Annotated in this window: 19 protein-coding genes; all 19 read right to left on the bottom strand. The window is 51.2% G+C overall.

The features are described 5' to 3' along the window. Positions 1-92: 92 nt before the first annotated feature. A complete protein-coding gene (cysK, locus tag OIN60_RS20975; protein WP_305756817.1) occupies positions 93-1,031 on the bottom strand; it encodes a cysteine synthase A in 939 nt (312 codons plus the stop codon). Between the two features lie 160 nt (positions 1,032-1,191). Then, entirely contained in the window at positions 1,192-2,142 is a 951-nt protein-coding gene (locus OIN60_RS20970) for a peptidylprolyl isomerase (RefSeq protein WP_305756816.1), read from the bottom strand. Positions 2,143-2,177: 35 nt separating this feature from the next. Then, positions 2,178-3,062, bottom strand: a complete 885-nt coding sequence (gene hslO / locus OIN60_RS20965) for an Hsp33 family molecular chaperone HslO (RefSeq protein ID WP_305756815.1) — start codon at positions 3,060-3,062, stop codon at positions 2,178-2,180. 153 nt (positions 3,063-3,215) lie between these two features. Then, a complete protein-coding gene (locus tag OIN60_RS20960; RefSeq protein WP_305756814.1) occupies positions 3,216-3,983 on the bottom strand; it encodes a type III pantothenate kinase in 768 nt (255 codons plus the stop codon). A gap of 279 nt (positions 3,984-4,262) precedes the next feature. Then, on the bottom strand, positions 4,263-6,296 hold the full coding sequence (gene ftsH, locus OIN60_RS20955) for an ATP-dependent zinc metalloprotease FtsH (protein ID WP_305756813.1): 2,034 nt from the start codon (positions 6,294-6,296) through the stop codon (positions 4,263-4,265). 101 nt (positions 6,297-6,397) lie between these two features. Continuing rightward, positions 6,398-6,937: a hypoxanthine phosphoribosyltransferase gene (hpt, locus tag OIN60_RS20950; protein WP_305756812.1), complete on the bottom strand. Its 540-nt coding sequence runs from the start codon at positions 6,935-6,937 to the stop codon at positions 6,398-6,400. Positions 6,938-6,980: 43 nt separating this feature from the next. After that, on the bottom strand, positions 6,981-8,447 hold the full coding sequence (tilS, locus tag OIN60_RS20945; RefSeq protein ID WP_305756811.1) for a tRNA lysidine(34) synthetase TilS: 1,467 nt from the start codon (positions 8,445-8,447) through the stop codon (positions 6,981-6,983). Positions 8,448-8,491: 44 nt separating this feature from the next. Next, positions 8,492-9,430 (bottom strand): protein kinase domain-containing protein, encoded by a 939-nt coding sequence (locus tag OIN60_RS20940; RefSeq protein WP_305756810.1) that lies wholly within the window; start codon positions 9,428-9,430, stop codon positions 8,492-8,494. Then, complete coding sequence (locus OIN60_RS20935) at positions 9,414-10,163, bottom strand: vWA domain-containing protein (protein WP_305756809.1); 750 nt, start codon at positions 10,161-10,163, stop codon at positions 9,414-9,416. The genes OIN60_RS20940 and OIN60_RS20935 overlap by 17 nt, the downstream gene beginning before the upstream one ends. Before the next feature lie 121 nt (positions 10,164-10,284). Continuing rightward, on the bottom strand, positions 10,285-12,789 hold the full coding sequence (gene spoIIE / locus OIN60_RS20930) for a stage II sporulation protein E (RefSeq protein WP_305756808.1): 2,505 nt from the start codon (positions 12,787-12,789) through the stop codon (positions 10,285-10,287). 403 nt (positions 12,790-13,192) lie between these two features. Then, positions 13,193-13,687, bottom strand: a complete 495-nt coding sequence (locus OIN60_RS20925; protein WP_305756807.1) for a S1 domain-containing RNA-binding protein — start codon at positions 13,685-13,687, stop codon at positions 13,193-13,195. 123 nt (positions 13,688-13,810) lie between these two features. Continuing rightward, the gene (locus tag OIN60_RS20920) at positions 13,811-14,143 is read right to left on the bottom strand and encodes an FtsB family cell division protein (protein WP_305756806.1); all 333 of its coding nucleotides are present in this window, start codon (positions 14,141-14,143) and stop codon (positions 13,811-13,813) included. Between the two features lie 3 nt (positions 14,144-14,146). Next, the gene (gene yabQ, locus OIN60_RS20915) at positions 14,147-14,725 is read right to left on the bottom strand and encodes a spore cortex biosynthesis protein YabQ (RefSeq protein ID WP_305756805.1); all 579 of its coding nucleotides are present in this window, start codon (positions 14,723-14,725) and stop codon (positions 14,147-14,149) included. Then, complete coding sequence (gene yabP / locus OIN60_RS20910; RefSeq protein WP_305756804.1) at positions 14,722-15,006, bottom strand: sporulation protein YabP; 285 nt, start codon at positions 15,004-15,006, stop codon at positions 14,722-14,724. The genes yabQ and yabP overlap by 4 nt, the downstream gene beginning before the upstream one ends. A gap of 129 nt (positions 15,007-15,135) precedes the next feature. Then, positions 15,136-15,414 (bottom strand): RNA-binding S4 domain-containing protein, encoded by a 279-nt coding sequence (locus tag OIN60_RS20905; RefSeq protein WP_305756803.1) that lies wholly within the window; start codon positions 15,412-15,414, stop codon positions 15,136-15,138. Then, complete coding sequence (locus tag OIN60_RS20900) at positions 15,414-15,686, bottom strand: HU family DNA-binding protein (protein ID WP_305756802.1); 273 nt, start codon at positions 15,684-15,686, stop codon at positions 15,414-15,416. The genes OIN60_RS20905 and OIN60_RS20900 overlap by 1 nt, the downstream gene beginning before the upstream one ends. Before the next feature lie 347 nt (positions 15,687-16,033). Then, positions 16,034-17,539 (bottom strand): bifunctional methyltransferase/pyrophosphohydrolase YabN, encoded by a 1,506-nt coding sequence (gene yabN / locus OIN60_RS20895; protein WP_305756801.1) that lies wholly within the window; start codon positions 17,537-17,539, stop codon positions 16,034-16,036. 108 nt (positions 17,540-17,647) lie between these two features. Continuing rightward, entirely contained in the window at positions 17,648-19,456 is a 1,809-nt protein-coding gene (locus OIN60_RS20890) for a putative polysaccharide biosynthesis protein (protein ID WP_305756800.1), read from the bottom strand. Between the two features lie 100 nt (positions 19,457-19,556). Further along, entirely contained in the window at positions 19,557-20,099 is a 543-nt protein-coding gene (spoVT, locus tag OIN60_RS20885) for a stage V sporulation protein T (RefSeq protein WP_305756799.1), read from the bottom strand. Positions 20,100-20,320 lie beyond the last annotated feature (221 nt).

Genomic DNA, 20,320 nt, shown 5'->3' with positions numbered 1-20,320 from the left:
CCTATTCTACATTACTTCTGATTATTCTTATTACGAAAAAAATCCCTCTCCCCTGCCCTGCAGGAGTGAGGGATGCCCATAGTATATGCTGATTATGCTTCAAAATTATATAGAGGAGTGCTGAGGTACCGTTCGCCGTTACTTGGTACAATGACAACGACACGTTTGCCTTTGCCGAGTTCTTTTGCTACCTTTAAGCCTGCGTGAATCGCAGCCCCAGAGGAGATGCCGGACAGGATCCCTTCCTCTTTGGCAACTTTACGAGCCATTTCAAAGGCTTCCTCATTCTCAACATGAATAATTTCATTATAGATGTCCTGATTCAGAATTTCAGGGATGAAGTTCGCTCCGATTCCCTGGATCTTATGAGGTCCCGGTTTGCCGCCAGCCAGAATTGGAGAAGCCGCAGGCTCAACCGCTACAATTTTAATGTTAGGAAATTCCTGCTTCAACACTTCGCCAGCACCAGAAATCGTACCGCCAGTTCCGATACCAGCGACAAAAGCATCCAGTGTCCCACCGATGGATTGAATGGCCTCCACAATTTCAGGACCTGTCGTTTCCCGGTGGATTTTTACGTTTGCCTTGTTTTTGAACTGCTCTGCGGCGAAGTAGTCCGGATTCTCCTGCAGAATCTCTTCCGCTTTCTTAACCGCACCATTCATGCCTTCAGATCCCGGAGTCAATACAAGCTCTGCCCCGTAAGCACGCAGCAGGTTACGACGTTCCAAGCTCATGGTTTCAGGCATAACAATAATAGCTTTATACCCTCTAGCTGCTGCTACCATCGCCAGGCCGATTCCCGTATTGCCGCTGGTTGCCTCAATAATCGTTCCTCCGGGCTTCAGGACCCCTTCCTTCTCCGCTTCATCGACCATGCTGAGAGCGATACGGTCCTTTACGCTGGATCCAGGGTTCTGATATTCCAGCTTCACATAAATTTCCGCACTGTCTTCCGGCACGATGCGGTTCAGACGGACAAGCGGCGTTCCTCCGATAAGTTCTGTAACGTTATTGACAACTTTAGGCATGTTACGTACCTCCTTGGCAGATGGCTATATTTTCATTTCTGATTTCCGAGTAATTAGGTAGGTTTTACTCGTAATCATATCAACCCAACCCGTTTTTGTCAACCTTACTGCTAAAAAAACATACTGCAAGCAGTATTGAACCTGCCGCAGTATGTATTAGTCAGGACGACGGAAAATCCGTGGTGATCTGGGCTCCGTACTTGGATCGAAGGCTCTGCTCCAGATCATCAAGCGGCCCTGCTTGCTGCAGAGCAAGCTCTCTCCGCACCTCTTGACGGATTTCCTGCGGAGACTCGGTATTCTCCGTTCGTATATCGCGAACATACACAATGACATATCCATCGGGCACTTCTACAGGTCCGGCGCTTTCGCCGACATTTAACGTTCTGGCCGTCTCCATAACCGTGTCGGGGAGGAATGGATCACTCTCGTCTGTCCATCCGAGAGAGCCTCCGTTATCCCTGGTGAATTCATCCGTTGAATAGGTGTGTGCCAGTTCTGCGAAATCTCCGCCACTTTCCAAGCGATCCAGTATGTCTTCGGCTTCAGACTTGTTATCAACGGTGATCCACGCCAGATCCATTTGCTTAAGAGAGTTGTACTCATCCAGATGTTCCTTGATATACCTGTCCACCTGTTTATCATCGATGCTGATCCCCAGAACCGCAATCTTCTCCAGGCTGATCCGGTACATGGCTTCAACGATTAAATCGTCCCGGGAAAGGCCAAACTGGTTTTGCATTTCTTCATAATAGGCTTCTTCCGACACGTACCCTTCCATCTGTTTCTTCAATCTTTCCTGAATTTCTTGTTGTGTAACCTGAATTCCTCGAGACTTGGCTTCCAAAGCGATTGCTTTGCGGTTTAGCATCTCCAGAAGCGTGTTTTTTCCATACCGCTTCTTCAGTTCTTCGACCCATTCCTGCTCAGATATCGTGTCGTCACCGATGATGGCAGCAGCACGCGATTCCTCATCTGTGGAATCCGCGCCAGTCTCCCCGTTATCCCGGGCGGGCTGCAGTCCTCTGTAACCTATTAATCCGCCCAACACCAGAACGCTGATGGTCAAGACAACGACAGCCGCCAATAAACCCTTCTCCTGTCTTGTCATCCCAATCGCTCACTCTTCCCCGAGTTATTATACTTTTACGATGTTGCTTGATCCAAAAGACGCTGCAAATGATCTTTATTAAAACGATAGGCCTCATTGCAGAAATGGCAAATAACCTCCACCTCTTCGTCTTCAGCAATCAGTTGTTCCAGCTCTTGCTGCCCCAGACTAATCAGTGTTTTCTCCACCCGTTCTTCAGAGCACTGACATTGGAAACGAATATCTATGCTATCCATAATCTGAACGTCAGGCAGCATCCAGCGCAGCATTTCTTCCAGATCCAATCCCTGTTCAAGCAGGGAAGTTACCGGGGGAATAGCTCCTACTGCATTCTCAATTGCCGTAATCTCATCATCACTCAGTCCCGGCAGTAGCTGAAGGATAAATCCGCCAGCAACAATCACGGAGTTGTCGGTATCCACAAGAACACCAAGCCCTACAGCAGACGGTGTTTGTTCCGATTTCGCAAAATAATAAGTGAAATCTTCCCCAAGCTCACCCGAGATAATAGGAATGCTGCCCCGGTAAGGCTCCTTCAGTCCCAAATCCTTCGTGATATGGATGAAGCCACTGGTGCCCACGGCGCCTGCAACATCCAGCTTGCCCATACTATTGCTAGGCAGATGCACATGAGGCTCCGTTACATATCCGCGGACTTCCCCCTTGGCATTCGCATCCGCTACGATCTGGCCGATGGGACCGTCACCTTTGACCTGCACCGTCAGCTTCTCTTCGCCTTTCAGCATCGCTCCCATCATGGCAGCCGCCGTCAGCGTCCGGCCCATCGCGGCAGTCGCCGTAGGGTATGTATCGTGTCTTCGGCGCAGCTCTTCAACCAGTTCCGTGGTGCGGATCGCGAATGCTCTGACACGGCCTTCCATCGCTATGCCCCGGATCAACCGGTCTTGTTTTTTCTCCATTAGGTGTTACAGCTCCTTTTATAATCTTAGAAAAGTCGTATCAGACTTTTGGGTGTTTTTGTTCTTTTTCCAATTATAGACGAAAAGCGCCGCCAATCCAAACCGGACACAGGCCGGCAGGCTTGAGCGGCACCCGCTTTCTTGTCATCAGCACTAATCCTGATTCCGTTCGTAAATGATGCGCAATCCTTCCAAGGTCAGCAGCGGACATATTTCCTGTATGGATTTCGTTTCGCCTGCGATCAACTCGGCCAGCCCGCCGGTCGCGATGACCTTCAGTTCTGCTCCCATTTCCTGCTTGATCCGCTCTACGATGCCGTCTACCTGACCAGCATAACCGAAAATAATTCCAGCCTGCATAGCATGCACAGTATTACGGCCGATCACCTTCTTCGGCTTTTCCAGCTCAATGCGCGGCAGCTTCGATGCACGCTGGTACAGCGCCTCGGTGGAAATTCCAATGCCTGGAACAATGACTCCGCCCAAATAATTGCTCTGACCGTCAATACAGTCAAAGGTTGTTGCTGTACCGAAATCAACGACCACGAGTGGCCCCTTGAATTGGTCCACCGCCGCCACCGCATTCACAATCCGGTCAGCACCCACCTCGCGAGGATTCTCGTACCGAAGATTCAGGCCTGTCTTGATGCCGGGCCCCACCAAAATCGGTTTTTTTCCGATATACTTTGCGCACATTTGTTCCAGCACCCGTACCAATGGAGGCACTACGGACGAAATAATAACCCCTTCAATCTGGTGGACCGATATGCCCTTCATGTGGAACAAATTATAGATCAGCACACCGTACTCGTCCTCCGTTGATTGTCTGGACGTACTAATCCGATAATGATGGAGCAGCTCACGGCCGCGATATACACCCAATACGATATTGGTATTTCCTACATCAACTACAAGAATCAATAGGGCTCACCCTTCTTTCTTCCCGTTCTATCCACAGTATTTATATGCTATTTCAGAAATCCAAACCTGAACATCCTTCAAATTTACACAACGTTACGAACTCTGTCAATTTTACAGTTCTCAATAAGTTTCCTTTTGATTGGAGATGGCCCAGGGGGGCAACAGCAATTGAAAAGAATGCTCTGTTCTCAGAGCGCCTTAGAATAGAAAAAAGGGGAGCCCTAGGTCAATGGACCTTGTGGGACTCCCCCTTCGTTCGTCAGGCCAAACAGCCTGGTCTTATGCGTTGGTTGGTGGTGTTCCGCCACCCGAATTACCGTTGTTGTCAGGATCCTGACGGTTAGGCAGATCATTCAGGATGTCGTTCGTATTTCCTTCGGCCTTGTCATCCTGGCCTTGAATCCGTACACGAACATCTCCGATGCTGTCGATGGTTGGCTGCCCACTCTCAGGTGTTCCACCCGCATCTGCATTTCCGTTCAGGGAACCTGTCTCAATCAGTTGCTTGATTTGATCCAGTTCCAGCGTTTCTTGCTCAAGCAGGGTCTGGGCAATCAAATGAACCTCTTTGGAATGCTTAGTCAGCAATTCTTTGGCGCGGTCATAAGATTCCGTAACGAAACGATTCATTTCCTGATCGATCTGATAAGCGATCTGATCACTGTAGTTCTGCTCGTGACCGATATCCCGCCCCAGGAATACCTGACCTTGGGATGTACCGAACTGCATCGGGCCGAGCTTCTCACTCATACCATATTCCACAATCATGCTGCGGACAATGGCGGTTGCCTGCTGAAAGTCGCTGTACGCGCCAGTTCCGATTTCACCGATGAACAGCTCTTCGGATACACGTCCGCCGAGGAGTCCGGTAACCTTATCCAGCAACTCCTGCTTCGTTGTCAGCATGCGGTCTTCCTTCGGAAGCATAATGACATATCCTCCGGCACGTCCACGTGGAATAATGGTTACTTTGTGTACCATATCGGCATGCTCCAGGAAGTAACCGACGATGGTATGACCCGCTTCGTGATAAGCGACAATCCGTTTCTCGCGGTCGCTGATGACACGGCTGCGTTTCTCCGTACCAACGATTACACGGTCAATGGCTTCATCCACTTCAATCATGGAGATATCCTTGCGGTTACGGCGGGCTGCCAGCAGCGCAGCTTCGTTAAGAAGGTTCTCCAGATCGGCTCCGGTAAAGCCGGTAGTGCGCTTCGCAATGACATCCAGCTTGACGTCTTTGGTCAGCGGTTTATTGCGTGCATGAACCTTCAATACAGCTTCGCGTCCCTTAACATCCGGACGGTCCACTGTAATTTGACGGTCAAAACGTCCCGGACGCAGCAAAGCAGGGTCCAGAATGTCAGGACGGTTGGTAGCAGCAACGATGATGATGCCCTCGTTCGCTCCGAATCCATCCATTTCGACAAGCAACTGGTTCAACGTCTGTTCACGCTCGTCATGACCGCCGCCGAGGCCTGCGCCCCGCTGGCGTCCGACAGCGTCAATCTCGTCAATAAAAATAATACATGGTGCGTTCTTCTTGGCGTTCTCGAACAGGTCACGCACACGTGAAGCGCCGACACCGACAAACATTTCGACAAAGTCAGAACCCGAAATGCTGAAGAAAGGTACGCCCGCTTCACCTGCAACCGCTCTTGCAAGGAGCGTTTTACCGGTACCCGGAGGGCCCACAAGCAGAACGCCCTTCGGAATGCGTGCACCCACCGCAGCGAATTTGCGCGGATCTTTCAGAAACTCCACGACTTCGACAAGCTCCTGCTTCTCTTCGTCTGCTCCAGCAACATCCTCGAACGTTATCTTTTTCTTCTCTTCGTTATACAGACGGGCACGGCTCTTGCCGAAATTCATGACCTTGCCGCCGCCGCCCTGGGCCTGATTAAACAGGAAAAAGAAGAGAAGGAACATAATGATAAGCGGAATGATAGATGTCAAAAAGGTCAGCCAGATACTCTGTCCTTCCATCGGCTTCATCACAAAACTAAAGTCGTTTTGTTCACTCAAACTAATCATTTCGTTGACTGCCGCTTCGGTAGGAGGAATATATACCGAAAAGTTTTCGGAAGGAGCATCAGCCGGCTTTTGTTTATACGTACCGGTTACGAGATAGGCATTGCCGTCAAATTGAACTGTGACACTCTTGACGTTCTTATCTTTAATCTCTTGCCGCAGTTCGTCATATCTAGGGAGATCGGCAGCTTCGTTACCATTGCTGACAAAATGTACGATGCCCACCACGACTAAAAAAAGAATTAAATAAAAACCAGAATTCCGGATGAACCGATTCATCCCCTACCTCCTCTCAAGCGCTCAAGTTATTTTACCATAGCCTGTCAGGGCTTCTCAACAAACACTCCCTGCCGGTCCTAGGACCTCAGACTGGGATTAGCTTAGCTGCTATAAATCTCCGGTTTCAAAACCCCTATGTAGGGCAGGTTACGGTATTTCTCGCTGTAGTCCAGCCCATAGCCGACCACAAACGCATCCGGAAGGGTGAATCCGGTAAAGTCAGCCTCCAAATGAACCGTCCGACGGGCCGGTTTGTCAAACAGTGTGACCACCGTCACCGAGCTGGCATTGCGGTTCTTCAGCAGCTCGATCAAGTGGCTAAGGGTCAGCCCGCTATCGATAATATCTTCAACAATCAAAACATCGCGTCCTTCAACGGATTGATCCAGGTCCTTGATGATTTTGACGACGCCCGATGATTTGGTCGAAGCCCCATAGCTGGACACAGCCATAAAGTCGAGTTCAAGGGGTACAGTAATGGTTTTAACCAAATCAGCCATGAAAATAAACGCACCTTTAAGCACGCAAATGACCAAAGGATTTTTGCCCTCGTACCGTTTGCTGAGTTCAACGCCCAGCTCCTTGATTTTACTCTGTATTTCTTCCTCACTGATTAGAATTTCCTGAATATCGTTGTCCAACTGAGTGAACCTCCTAAGTGTATACTATGAAATCCGCAACCGCTCAATCACCGGTCACCGTCCCACCATCGGTATGCCATGACATATATATAACCGAAGATGTGTCTGCTTGCACGGCGGCATGAGACGAGCGCCGGATACCCGGAATCCACAATACAGCTCCGGAACCGTCACATACCAAAGGGATAAATGGCCTCAGGGAGGGAGGTATTTTGTCATCAATAAAAATATCTTTCACCTTTTTGCTGCCGTTTAATCCCATCAATTGCATCATGTCCCCCGGCGTGCGCGTTCGTACGATCAGCGGAAATGTAAGATGTTCTTCATCCAGCAAGGCCACATCTGGACCCGCAGGGATACGGATTTCGGATAAGTCTGTGAGCTTCTTCCAGGAAATCGCGCCCTTGGCTTCAGGAAATCTGATGAAACCACTGTCCAGAGAACAATGGATTTCATGATGATAACCGGCCGAAGCCATCGAGGGGTGCTCTCTCTCCCGGGTAAAAAAACTCGCCGTATCATATTCCCTTACCGCTGCGGTCGTGCCTCCCAAATCAAGATTCCATGTCGTCGGGTGATGCTGAATCAACCCTCGCCTCACCGCTTCAATCTTGTGAAAATCCACATTTTCACTGTCCGAAGGCAGGTAGTTTAATATTAGTTTAATCAACCTCCGTTGTAAAGCGACGGTTAACTCCCGGAATGCTGGTACCTTGATTACGGAACGGCCTTCCTCTCTGTGAACAAGCTCTTCATAGGTCTTATGGGCCTCGGCATCCATGTGTTCGTCTTCTGCACTCAGGATCTCAGCCATACGGTTTAGGGAAGACACCAACTGTTCATTATATTGCCCCAAAAAAGGGAGTACATCCAGACGGACCGCATTACGTCTATATTTCCGCTGGTCGTTAGTGCTGTCGATTGCATAGGGGAACCGCTTCTCTTCACAGGCCCGGACCAAATCCGTCTTGTACATACGCAGCAGCGGCCGGATGAGTTGCACCTTTTTTTCACGCCGTACAAAACGCATGCCTGACAGCCCTCCCGGTCCACTGCCCCGCAGCAGATGAAGCATCACCGTTTCCGCCTGATCATCCGCATGATGCGCAAGGGCGATGCTTCGGGCTTCGTAGCGTGCTGCGATCTCGTGCAAAAAGCGGTACCTGAGCTCCCGCGCCGCTTCCTGCGGTCCTTTGCCGCTTTCCTCCATATAGCGGGGAACATCCACACGTGCCATTTCAAATGGAAGGCTCAGCCTCGCAGCCAGATCCCGGACCAGATCAGCCTCCGCGTCCGATTCTTCCGGCCTGAAGCCATGATGGACATGAGCGCAGATGAGACGAAGCGGCGTATGCAGCCGGGAGATTTCCTCCATGGCATACAAAAGAGCCACAGAATCCGGCCCGCCGGAAACTGCGACTACGATGCTGTCCCCAGGAGCCCACATCACATGCTCTGCTGAGGTATTCAGCATATGCTCGATGATGCCGTACCACGATCGTCCTTCCATTCCTAAATCCTCATTTCTGTCAATCGGTTATGTATTCAGCGCTGTCAGCGCAGCGCCATCCAGATGGCCCCGGCGAGCATGACCAGAGAAGCTGTAAATGCGTAGCCAAGCCAGCGCGACTTATGCTTACGCCCCGTGTCCTTCCCTCCTCCGGATTCGGCTAGATGTGACCAAGCCAGAGCAGCACGCCGGGTATTCTTATGTTCACCGCGCAAGGCTGAGACCAGCCAGCCTGCGTAAGGCCGTAAGGCGCGGCTGCGGGCAATGATGCCCGTCAATTCCGAGATGCTGCGCAACTGCGGGAGTTTGGCGGCTGCAGCCTTCAATGCATCGCCTTCAAGAATATGAATCGTAAGCAAGGCGAAAGAGAAAAGGTCATATTGAGGGTCGGCGCTGCGCCCGCCCGCATTCCAATACCCGCGGTCATACCACTCTGTAAATTGCTTTACACTGGAGCCCCTTTTTGTAACTCCTCCGTAATCGATCAGCTCTGTTTCGCCAAGAGAAGCCACCATGATATTTTGCGGTTTCAGGTCTCCAAACACCCAGTCGCTCTCATGAAGCTCCGCCAACCGGTTCAGAACAGCAAGACCGGCCACGCCATACCACCGCATACCATTTCGCGCGATAAAAAGATGGAGTGGTTCTCCTTTGACATATTTCATTACATAAAAAGGTACATCCTTGTCCTTCAACCTGAAATCGTCAACTTCAAAAAGATAGGACGGTACTCCGTTGGTACGAAAAGCAGCCTGCTTCCCTTGTGTCTGCAATGTGGTCAGCACATTGATTTCAGATTGAAGATCGATGGCATCTTTCCCCAGCTTGAGCGCATACTGCCGGCCTTGTCCGGCATCCCTTACCAGATATACGGTTCCGTTGGCTCCGCGTCCCAGCAGCCGCTGAATCACATAGCTTCCCCGCTTCCATTTGCCCGTAATGACTGTGCCGGGAGCCAGGCCGGGATCAGACGACGTAGTCACCGGATATCCCTTCTCCTTTGCCATAAGTTTCTGCCAATCTTTGTTCTCTTTCTAGTGTAACATATCGGAAATGATCAATCACTTCCAAAATCGCGGGCCCTGTTGGCGTAGCCCCTCTCATAGGGAGCCTGCCGAACAGGGATTTTATTTTCCCCACATCATTTGTCCACTCTAGATCACAGACTGCGCCCTCTCCATTAGGGGAGCCTGGAAAATGAAATACCGCAATACGGCTCGGTCCTGTCCGTGCTTGTAGGCTAAGCATTAAATCCCTAATCGCCTCCTCCACTGCAGGCAGCTTGGGTCTCATGCTCGCACTGGCATCTATGACAAGCGCCACGTCCAATTCGCTGGTCTCCGTCAGTTCGTCAACCGCTTCCACCACCCGTGCCCGGTCGTGGGGTGGAAGCTCTTCGATTGTGCCCGCGCCATCGCTACCAAGGATATTCTTTAGCTCTTTGTTTACCGCCTGCTGGATAGTATGAACCACCGTTTTCCGTGTCATCATCTGCATTGTGTGCGCCAACTGACGTGTGCCGACAATGCGGCTGAAGCCGCCTCCCGCCTTGGCGATGTCCTCGATTTCCCGGCTCCCCCATTCACCGATCGTTCCATAGTCAATAACACCGGCCACATTCACCGTGATGCCCTGTTGAAACGCCTGCGCCGCCGCTGTCACAGGACTTGTACCCACATTGGAGCACCCATCAGTGATAATTAATATCTGTTTCATACAGATCAGCCTCCCGTTTGAGCTCAATTCTGTCTCTATGATTCTATCATTGCCTGATTGAACTGATTTCAAACGGGCTGCTCACCATTTCCCGGGTAATGGCATAAGATGACGGGGGAGGTCAGCTTACCGTCCGCGGTCTTTCCATCCGCTGGAGGCCTGGCATATGAAGGGTTGTCCACTCTGGCAAGAAATGATCCACCTGACTCACCACCACGGTCATGTCATCGTGAATTTGATGCTGCTGCTCCCGAAGCACCTTCTCCAGCAAGGCATCTGCCATTTCCTGCGGACTATCCTCATCCAGCTCCAGAATCAAACGCTTCATCCACAGCTCTTTATTTACAGCATGTCCAGGTGCATCAAATACACCATCCGTCATCATAATCAGGATATCTCCCGGCTGAAGTTGAATCGTAATTAAATCAATATCGATATCCTGAATGATTCCGATCGGAAGGTTGCTGGCCGATATCGGTATCACCTCATTCCCTCGCTTGATGAAGCTTGGTGTGGAGCCTATTTTCATAAACGTGGTTTTCGCTGAATACTGGTCTATCAGGGCCATATCAACGGTGGCATACATTTCTTCCGGCGAACGCAGCAGCAGCACGGAATTAACGGATTTGATCGCAAGCCGCTCATCCATTCCAGACTGAAGAAGCTGCTCTAATATATTGAGCGCAGTGCTGCTCTCCTGCCGGGCCCGTTCCCCATTTCCCATTCCGTCGCTGAGGGATACGGCAAAGGTACCGTTTCCAAGCTCGACCGTACTAAAGCTGTCCCCGGATAGCAAATCCCCTCCTTTGGCGGTATAAGATACACCGGTGCTTATTTCATAGGTTTTGGCTGAACCGAACGTTACCGTCGCAAGTCCTTGCCGCGAATCGGTCGCCGTTTCATGAAGGACGGTAATATGCTCCTCCAAAATATCTGACAGCAGCGGTGCTATAATCTTGCGGCATTCGTCATATCCTTTCGTATAAGCATGGACAATCTCTATTTCTACTTGACCGGAGTCAAGATTCACAATTTCAATGCCGCAAATAGACAGCCCGAGCCGTTCGAGCGCTTCCCGAATCTGATCCTCTTGGCGGTGCATGGCACGGTTCTCCCGTTTAATTTCCCTGGCCAGGTCGTCCATTACCTGAGAAACGCCCGATAGCTGCTCCGCCACCAGCAAACGGCTGTCATAAATCTGACGCTTCCATTGGTTATTATGCTGATGCAGTCCGTACTGCTGCCTCATGACATGCAGCACCGCATCTGTTTTGGCACAGGTCTTGCTCCAATGCGCGGGCATGTCCTTCGGCTCAAGATCAGGGTTTTCTTCGATGGAGCTCATCATTTCGGTCATATACTGATAGGTTTGCATAAATTTTTTATCCCAGCACTGCTCTCTCTTGAAGCAGGAGGCACAGGTGCTTTCCGCCACAGCATTCATAAAATGTCCCATTTCCCCGTCACCGGCAGTACCCTCTCTGGCCGAGACCTGTTGAAAGCTGCGTGACAACTGCCGGAATACCTCCGAAAAGCGGCTTACACGCTCGGCCGTCAGATCCCGGATCCGCTTCGCATATTCATGCTGGGAACGGGCATGCTCCTGTGTACCCGGAATGAATCTTCCAATCCAGTGAAACAGACTTTTAGGCGTCAGCAGAAATAGTAGGATTGCGGCACAGCTCTCCCAGGTGGATCGCATGACGTCCCCACTTCCATCCAAATAAATGGAAAGAATGGATGAGCCAAGAAGCATCCCGAGTGCCACCGCAGGCTTACGACCGTCACGCAGCATGCCGGACAGCAATCCGGAAAATGCCAGCAAGCTCATCTGCACCACGGCGCCCATGTCGGCGAGGCTTAGAATAAGCCCGGTAATGACGCCAACAGATGCACCAAGCGTCGCTCCTCCCACAAGCGCAAATACGAGAATGAGATACCGTGACAGGACATGATCTACGGATAAGCCTTGGAGGGTCCATCCCACTGCCCCTGTCATCATCGAGGCCAGCAGGATGATCAGGCACAAAATCTCTTCGTTCTTCAACTGACCCGACCGCTTCGAATGCGTAAGCAGTGGGATGGCTTGAATGAACACCAGGGCAAGCATAAAGCTCAGCACCGCATCGGTGGTCATCATCAGGACGGAATACCAGGTAAAAGACGGACCGATCGCCAACCGGAACAAGTTCACTATAAATACGGAGACAAACACCATAAGAGGTGTATAGGACAGCTCAAGCTTGCCGTAGGTGCTTAACGCCCGATGAATCAGAGCAAAGAGCAGCAGCTCGCCTCCAATAACAAAAAGGGCAGGGTACGGGGCAAATACACTACCCAACAGCACAGAAGCCGCAACGGGAAGCATAAGATCACGGCGCAGAAAAGCAATGACGCCAAAATAAGCAGCCGCAAAAGGGGCCAATTCATTCAAAATGGTGGCTCTGCCGAGAAGAAATCCCATGACAGAGAACATGAAAACCCATCTTTGTGCGTATACTGCTTGTACCGCTTTATTGGATTTCATGCGCTCTGATAATCGGCTCAGCCATCCGCTTCCGCGATGTCCCACTTTACGCTTGTCCGATTTGATTCCGGGAAATTGTACGACATTCCACTTATCCATCGTTAGGCACCCCATTCATATAATTTGATGGTTCCTATCTTACCCTGCCTTACTGAGAAAGTTTGTCAGAACCCCGTAGCCACAAGCAAAAATATTCCGACAAAAAAGCAGCGTGTGCGAAACAAGGAAGAAAGCGTGGCGAAGCACTGCTGCTGCCGTGTTCATCACGCCTAGCATTCATAAAAACAAAACAACGATGGGCCATCCTCTGATTCTCTTAAATCATAATTGCTAGCGATTGGCCCCAAGTTAACTGGAATTCAGTTGGAAGTTGTCGGACGAAATAGACAGCACGACAAAAAAACCGCAGCTACCTTTCGGCGCTGCGGTTCTTCATTATATATTCATCGGGACACCTTGTTACAGAAGACGACCATCCGTTACAAAGTACATCTGTAAGGGCTTAGACGCGTTTGGCACCTCTGCCTCCACGTTTGCCTTCCGTATTCTTCTTCAGTGAAGAAATACGTTCCTCACTATCTTTCAGGAAGCGTGACATTTTATCCTCAAATGAAGGTTTACTTGCTGCAGGCTTAAATGGTCTACCCCCACGATCACGGTTAAATCCGCCGCGTCCTTGGCTAGGACCTCCGCTGCCAAAACGTTCTCCTCCGCGATCCGGCCGTGGTGCTCTCGGTGGTGCCGCAGCCTCCGAAGCCGGTCTGTCTACAGCCTGCTTAATCGAAAGACCAATCTTTCCGTCTTTATCGACATTAATGACCTTAACCGTAACTACATCATTAATCTTCAGGTGGTCGTTAACATCTTTAACGTAATTATCGGCGATTTCCGAGATGTGAACGAGACCCGTGACACCTCCAGACAAATCCACAAATGCTCCAAAATGCGTGATGCCTGTCACTTTGCCCTCTAACTTGGTGCCCACTTCAATTGCCATAGAATAAAATGATCCTCCCTTAAAAATATACAACCCGATTTTTTTGCAAAAAAACCCGTTGTGGTGATTTGATTATACAGAAAGGCGCAAATAAGGTCAACTAACCAAATGCCCTATTCCGCTTTATTCATCACCACTAATAATTGGTGTTTCTTCCGGCAGGTAGAGTCCATATTTACTGCGGGCCATCTCGCCGATATACTCGGGATCCTGCAGACGGCTGACTTCGTATTGAAGCTGCTTGTGAGATTGATCAGCCGCTTGCCTTTCCTTTTCCTTTTCGGCAAGTACTTTATTCTGTGCCGCCATACTGGTCGCCTGTGTGAAAAAGGTGATAATGGACCAGATGGAAAACAACAGCACAATGATAAGCCAAATCATGACCCGTCTTCGCCCGCCGGCTTGCGGATTAGACGATGAAGAGACCGATGAGTGTTTTGCAGACGAGTATCGCATGATTTACCTCCTTACAAACCAGCGTTTCATAATTTCTTTGATAAAGGCTCCTGTACGAATAGCCCATGCGGGTGTTCTCCAACGCGAGGTGATTGGCCTGAGCATCCACAGGATCAATCTGCCAAATGGTTTTAACAGGGCGAGGACCATCTTCCCCAAATATAATAGAACCGTTCCGATTCCGACAAGGATGGCGGAGATGAAGCGGTAGAGCCCGAGGAGCGGCAGCAGGACCAAAACTCTGAATATATGATAAACAATAGTTGTTAATTTACGTACAAGCTCTATTAACTTTACCACAAATAGCTGTACTGTAACACTTAGAGTCCAAAAATAGAGCAATGCTCCCAAAACCAGCCCCAAAAATACATAAAACCGCAACTCACCGCGATTGCTGGCATATAACATACGGAAAATAAATACCGCCGAAAGTACCCAATATAACAGATCAATGAGATGGATGGACCAACGAGTCAACCGAAAACGGTAGGACAGCACCCGGTAACTGTCAAACACCGCCCCCATAGCCGCCCCGGAGAACAGCATGTACATCAGCGTAAACCACTGGCTGTTGGGACTCATTTAAATAGCTTGCCCAGTAGACCTTTACCGCTTTTGGTCTGGGATCCGGGATCCAGATAAATAAGAGAGCCGACTACCCCTTCAATTGAAAGCAGCCCCTCTTCCAGACTTAGATTTTTAATATGTAAGTTCTGTCCGCGAATCGTCAGATGACCGAGCTCTGTCTGCAGCAGAAACTCTTCACTGTCGAAACTCTCTACATTGATGACTCCGCTAAGATCCAATTGCTTGCGATTTTGCATGCGCAGATCATGCTGCTTCGGCTTCCCATAGTCCGTCATGGCATGTACCCCTCCTTCTGTTAGTTAGCTTATGAAGGGAGGAGCAATTAGTAGTACATAAATCTTCAAAAGGGCATCCCTTCACCGGAATGAAGGAATGCCCTTTGGATGATAGCTCAGGGACAGGTCTTACCACCCAAGCCCGTTGTCCTTGGGAATCGGTTCTTCCTTGATAAGCGTGTACATGCCTGCCGCCTCATCTTTCCGGGTCGTATCCGCAAGCTTCTCAACCCGCACCGTTACCAGCTTCTGACCAAACTGAACTGTAATTTCATCGCCCACTTTAACCGTACTGCTAGGTTTGGCTTCACGGCCATTGACCACGACTCTTCCCTGCTCGGAAACATCCTTGGCCACCGTACGCCGCTTAATTAGTCGTGATACTTTCAAAAATTTATCGAGACGCATTAATTAACGGCTTCTTTAAGTTTGTTGCCGGCTTTGAATGCCGGTACTGTAGATTCCGGAATTTCAATGGTGTTGCCGGTTTGCGGGTTACGTCCTGTACGGCTGGAACGCTTGCGTGTTTCGAATGTGCCAAAGCCGATCAGTTGAACCTTGTCTCCACCGGCCAGAGCATCTGTGATTTCACCGATGAAACCATTCAACACGTTCTCCACGTCGCGCTTGCTCAGGCCGCTCTTGCTGGAAATGTTGTTGATCAGATCTGTCTTGTTCATAAATTAAAAGCCTCCTAGAATTCAAAAAATAAGGTTTTGCGGAACGACATGCACCGTCCAACCTGTGCTGCTGGCGCTCAGTTGTGGCACTGCAGCTTAAAGGGCAATGATTAGATCCATATCCGCCATGCTGCTTCAGCATAAGGGGTATGATTCGAAATCATTAATCTTGTATTCTTGCTGTCTGTACAAAATCCTGCTAAATTCCATACTTTTTTTGCAATTGAGAGAATAGAAACGGTCTTTTTCTCTTATTTACAGCATATACAGTTGTAAATATTTCAAACCTGCGGTAGATAAAATATTTTTGGAGAAGGTACATCCTAAGGCGGCCGCTGGCCCGGACATCACTTCCAATTATCCCCTAACGCCTTTTTGGCCTCCTGCCAATACGACTCCATCTCATCAAGATTGCTGTCCACCAGCTCCCGCCCCTGCTCTCTCAAGCGATCCTCAATGTAATGGAACCTTCCCGTAAATTTGCGGTTGGTCAGCGTCAGCGCTTCTTCGGGATCAGCACCGATGAAGCGGGCCGCATTCACAGAAGCAAACAGCAAATCTCCGAGCTCCAATACTTGCTCCTCGGTAGAATGCCCTTCCCGTACTGCCTCCTGCAGCTCATCCAGCTCCTCACGAATTTTGTCAAAAACGCCGTCAATGCTGTCCCAGTCAAAGCCCGTCTTGGCCGCTTTCCTTTGCAGCTTATATGCCTTCATGAGGGCTGGCAGATCACGCGGTACACCATCCAGCGCCGATTGCATGGAAGGCTCAATCCCTTTGAGCCGCTTTTCCTCCGCCTTCATTTGCTCCCAATTTTGCAGAGCCGCTTCCGCATCTCCGGCTTGCTCGTTCCCGAAGACATGAGGATGCCGGAAAATGAGCTTGTCATTCAACCCTGCAATGATGTCATACACACTGAAGGTGCCGAGTTCCTCCTCCATTTGGGCATGGAGCAGAATTTGCAGAAGTAAATCCCCGAGCTCCTCCTTCATGTGGTCCGGATCGTCATCATCAATCGTCTCAAGCACTTCATAGGTCTCTTCGATCAGGTTTTTGCGGATCGACTGATGCGTCTGCTCACGATCCCAGGGACAGCCCTCCGGACTGCGCAGAATCGCTACGATCTCATGCAAACGGGCGAATGAATGCCTGCGCAGCCGCTCGTCCTCGCTTCGCGGGACATACACCAGCGAGAGATTGCCATAGCCTTTGACACGATCCAGCTCGTACAGCGGCACCTTATGGATAGCTTCTTCACCGGCTACGCCCAAGGCGTGGCCTACAATCACCTCGTAATCGTCCGGGTAACGCTCCATCAGGCAGAGCTTCACATCAGAGGCTGTAAAGCTGTCGTATACCTGACCGATTAACGTATGAAGCTGTGGCTGAAGCCAGTCCGCCTGCATATCTCCAGCATCCAGCAACTGAAAGCCTTCAATGGGGTCAAAACCGAGCCGGACGAACGCTTCATCAAGAAAGCTCTCTCCACCCAGAATGTTCAAGGGAATACTCCGCTCGCTGCACTGCTTCTTCAGCAGCCCTACCGTAGCTTCAGCCACCATCGGGTGCCCGGGGACCGCATAAACGATCTCCTGCCCAGGTTGTCCAGCCGAAGCCGTAGCCACCAGGCGAGCGGCGATCTCCTGATACACCTCAGGAAAGGAATCCTTGGCCTCATAGATTTCATCAAAGGAACGGGCCTCTACACCGTACTCCTCCAGCATAGCGAGCACCGGGTGCTCCTTCGTGCGCAAATACAGCGTATCTGCCCTCCGCAGTTTATTTAAAATACCGACTGTAAGCTGGTCGGGATCTCCCGAACCGAGACCGACCACTGTCAGGGACGCACTCATCCTGTATCCTCCGTTCTGCGGCTCATCCGCCGCCTGTTCATCGGCTTTACTATAACACATTGAAAAATTTTAAACGAATGGGGCCGAGCGTCGAGCCTGGAAGAGACGCTAGCGCAGCACGCGCATACTGCGCAGCAGCCGCACCAATGGCGGCCCCAGCTTCGGCAGGGCGGCCAGCTCCGCCTCCGTGAGCAGCCGCGCCTTAATGGCTGCGAGCATGAACACAGCGGCCCCTGCGGCAACGCCAAGCAGGCTGGCCGCCGCTGCGGACGTACGCCCGCCGTCCGCAGCCCCCAGGGCACCGAGCGTTGCGCCGGTGCCCCAGGCCGTGCCTGCCGCCGCCACAGCCATGGCGGCGAGAGCGAGCGCCGGCTTCAGCACGACGGCGCTCCAGGTGAGGCGCAGCCCCGCCAGGCGGGCGAGCAGCGCGATGTTGAGCGCAGCCGCCAGCAGATAGGCGGCTGCGCCCGCGATGGCGGCGCCGGTCGTGCCCAGCGAGGGCACGAGCAGCCAGTTGAGCGCCGCTTTCGCTGCGGCGGCGGCGAGCATATGCACCGCCGGCGCACGGACGGCGCCGAGCCCTTGCAGGAGCGCCGCCGAGATGATGCTGACCGAGCCGCCTACGGCGGTCAGCGCCATCCAGCTCATCACCGTGCTGCCGCGATTGTCGGTGTAGAGCATAATATTAATGGGCTCGGCCAGGACGGCAAGCCCAACCGCAGACGCCAGTCCAAGCAGCCAGAACCAGCGCAAGGATAGCCCGCATTGCTTCCGGACCAGCTCGGTTTCTCCCTTGAGCTTGGCTTCCGCCAGCGAAGGGATAAAGAGCGCCGACAGTGTCATCGCAAACATCATGATCAACTGCACCAAAGGCAAGCCGCGGTTGTATATGCCGAACACAATCATAACTCCCGCCTCATCCAGCCCTTCCCGCTTTAAAAGACGAGGAACGGTAAAGGTATCGACCAGATTAATCAGCGGTACCGCCAAAGCGCTGAGGCAGACCGGGAGCGCGTAGCGGAGCAGAGCGGCGGCGAGCTGCCGGCGGCCCTGCAGACGCGAACGCGCGCTGTATTCCGACTCGAATTGCCCTGCCTGGATCTCCCCCAGTGCGTCTGCCTTTTCTGCCCGTGTTACAACAGACCCTCCTCTGGATGCGGCCGCCTGATGGATATTGACCGACATTCGACCTGCTGTCCTGATATGACGCTTCCAGTAAATCAGCATCACCACCAGGCCAGCCGCTCCCCCAGCCGCCGAGCCAAGGATGGCTCCAGCCGCAATCCGCTCAGGCCCCCAGCCCTGCCTAACCATCATCAACAGCAGAATGATCATCACCGCTACCCTGACCGTCTGCTCCAATACCTGAGAGACAGCGGTCGGCACCATATTTTGCAGTCCCTGAAAATAACCGCGCAGCGCCGACATCACCGGAACAAACAAAAAAGCGGCGGCGGCGGCCCGAATGGACGGAATCACGTGAGTATTGTCAATCAGGCTACCCAGCAACGGTGCTCCTGTGTAAGTAAGCAGACCGACCAGCAAACCAAAGACCCCAAGCAGCAGCGAGGACAGTCTAATGACCCTTTGGCCCCCCTCCCGGTCTCCTGCGGCTTCATACTCTGCCACAAATTTGGAAATCGCTACGGGAAAACCTGCTGCTGCAATGGTAATAAGTACAGTATAAAAAGGGTACACGGTGTTATATATGCCGAATACACCGTCTCCTCCAATGTTCTGCATCGGAATTTTCTGCAATGTGCCGATCAGCTTGGAGATGACGGCGGCTGCGCTTAATATCAATGCACCCTTCAGCAGCCTACCTGCCGTATCCCTGTCTGTTATAATAACCACCTGATTTCCTATCTGTATGTACGAAACCGGACCATCTTCCTCTCTTCCGGCCGTCCAGTTCATTATAACCTATCCTATTATACCGGTCCCCTGAGACGAGAAAACTCCCGGGCACCTGCGTGCTTTCAGCACATTGCAGACGCTCCAGGAGCGGACTTACTTCTTATTGTTCCATTTGCTTACCGAGGAAAGCAGCGGCGGTTTCCGCCATTTTCGTTTCCAGCTCAGACATGGTTACCTGATCATCCTTGCTGAAAAGAACGACCGCGCCGATGGGGTCTCCTCCCGAAATAATTGGTGCAGAGACAAAGGATGAGATCGTCTCGGCATGATCCTTTGTAATTTCATAACTTCCGCTGTTGGGCTCCAGGATCGTTTTACGGTTGTCCATACAACTCTCAATCAACATGCCGATGGATTTGTCGAGATATTCCTTTTTGGAGCCCCCGGCCACCGCGATAAAGGTATCGCGGTCAGAAATCATCGTAATATGGCCTGTGCCTTCAAATAAGGATTCTGCATATTCCTTTGCAAAATCGCCCAACTCGCCAATCGGCGAATATTTCTTCAAGATGACCTCGCCATCCCGATCCACAAAAATCTCCAGCGGATCTCCCTCACGAATCCGTAATGTACGGCGAATTTCTTTAGGGATAACCACGCGACCAAGATCGTCAATACGGCGAACAATACCAGTAGCTTTCATTGCACAAGTTGCCCCACTTTCTCTGGAAGATTTGGTAAACTACTGATTCTGTAGCCATTACATCCTTCCTAAAGCCCTTTAAAACGCCAGCCGGTCTATACATCTCAGCGTCATTGAAAGGACTCGCTTCATCCATATACCGTAAAACGGCGAGTATTATGACCGTAAAATAAACGCCGGTAAGAAGTATGGTTCCGCCCTCCAATGGAGGAAAAGGACGT

It is taken from the genome of Paenibacillus zeirhizosphaerae, from assembly GCF_030705605.1.
In the GTDB taxonomy this organism is placed as follows: Bacteria; Bacillota; Bacilli; order Paenibacillales; family Paenibacillaceae; genus Paenibacillus; species Paenibacillus zeirhizosphaerae.
The sequence above is the reverse complement of the archived record's forward strand: the minus strand, read 5'-3'. Positions and strand labels throughout refer to the sequence as shown.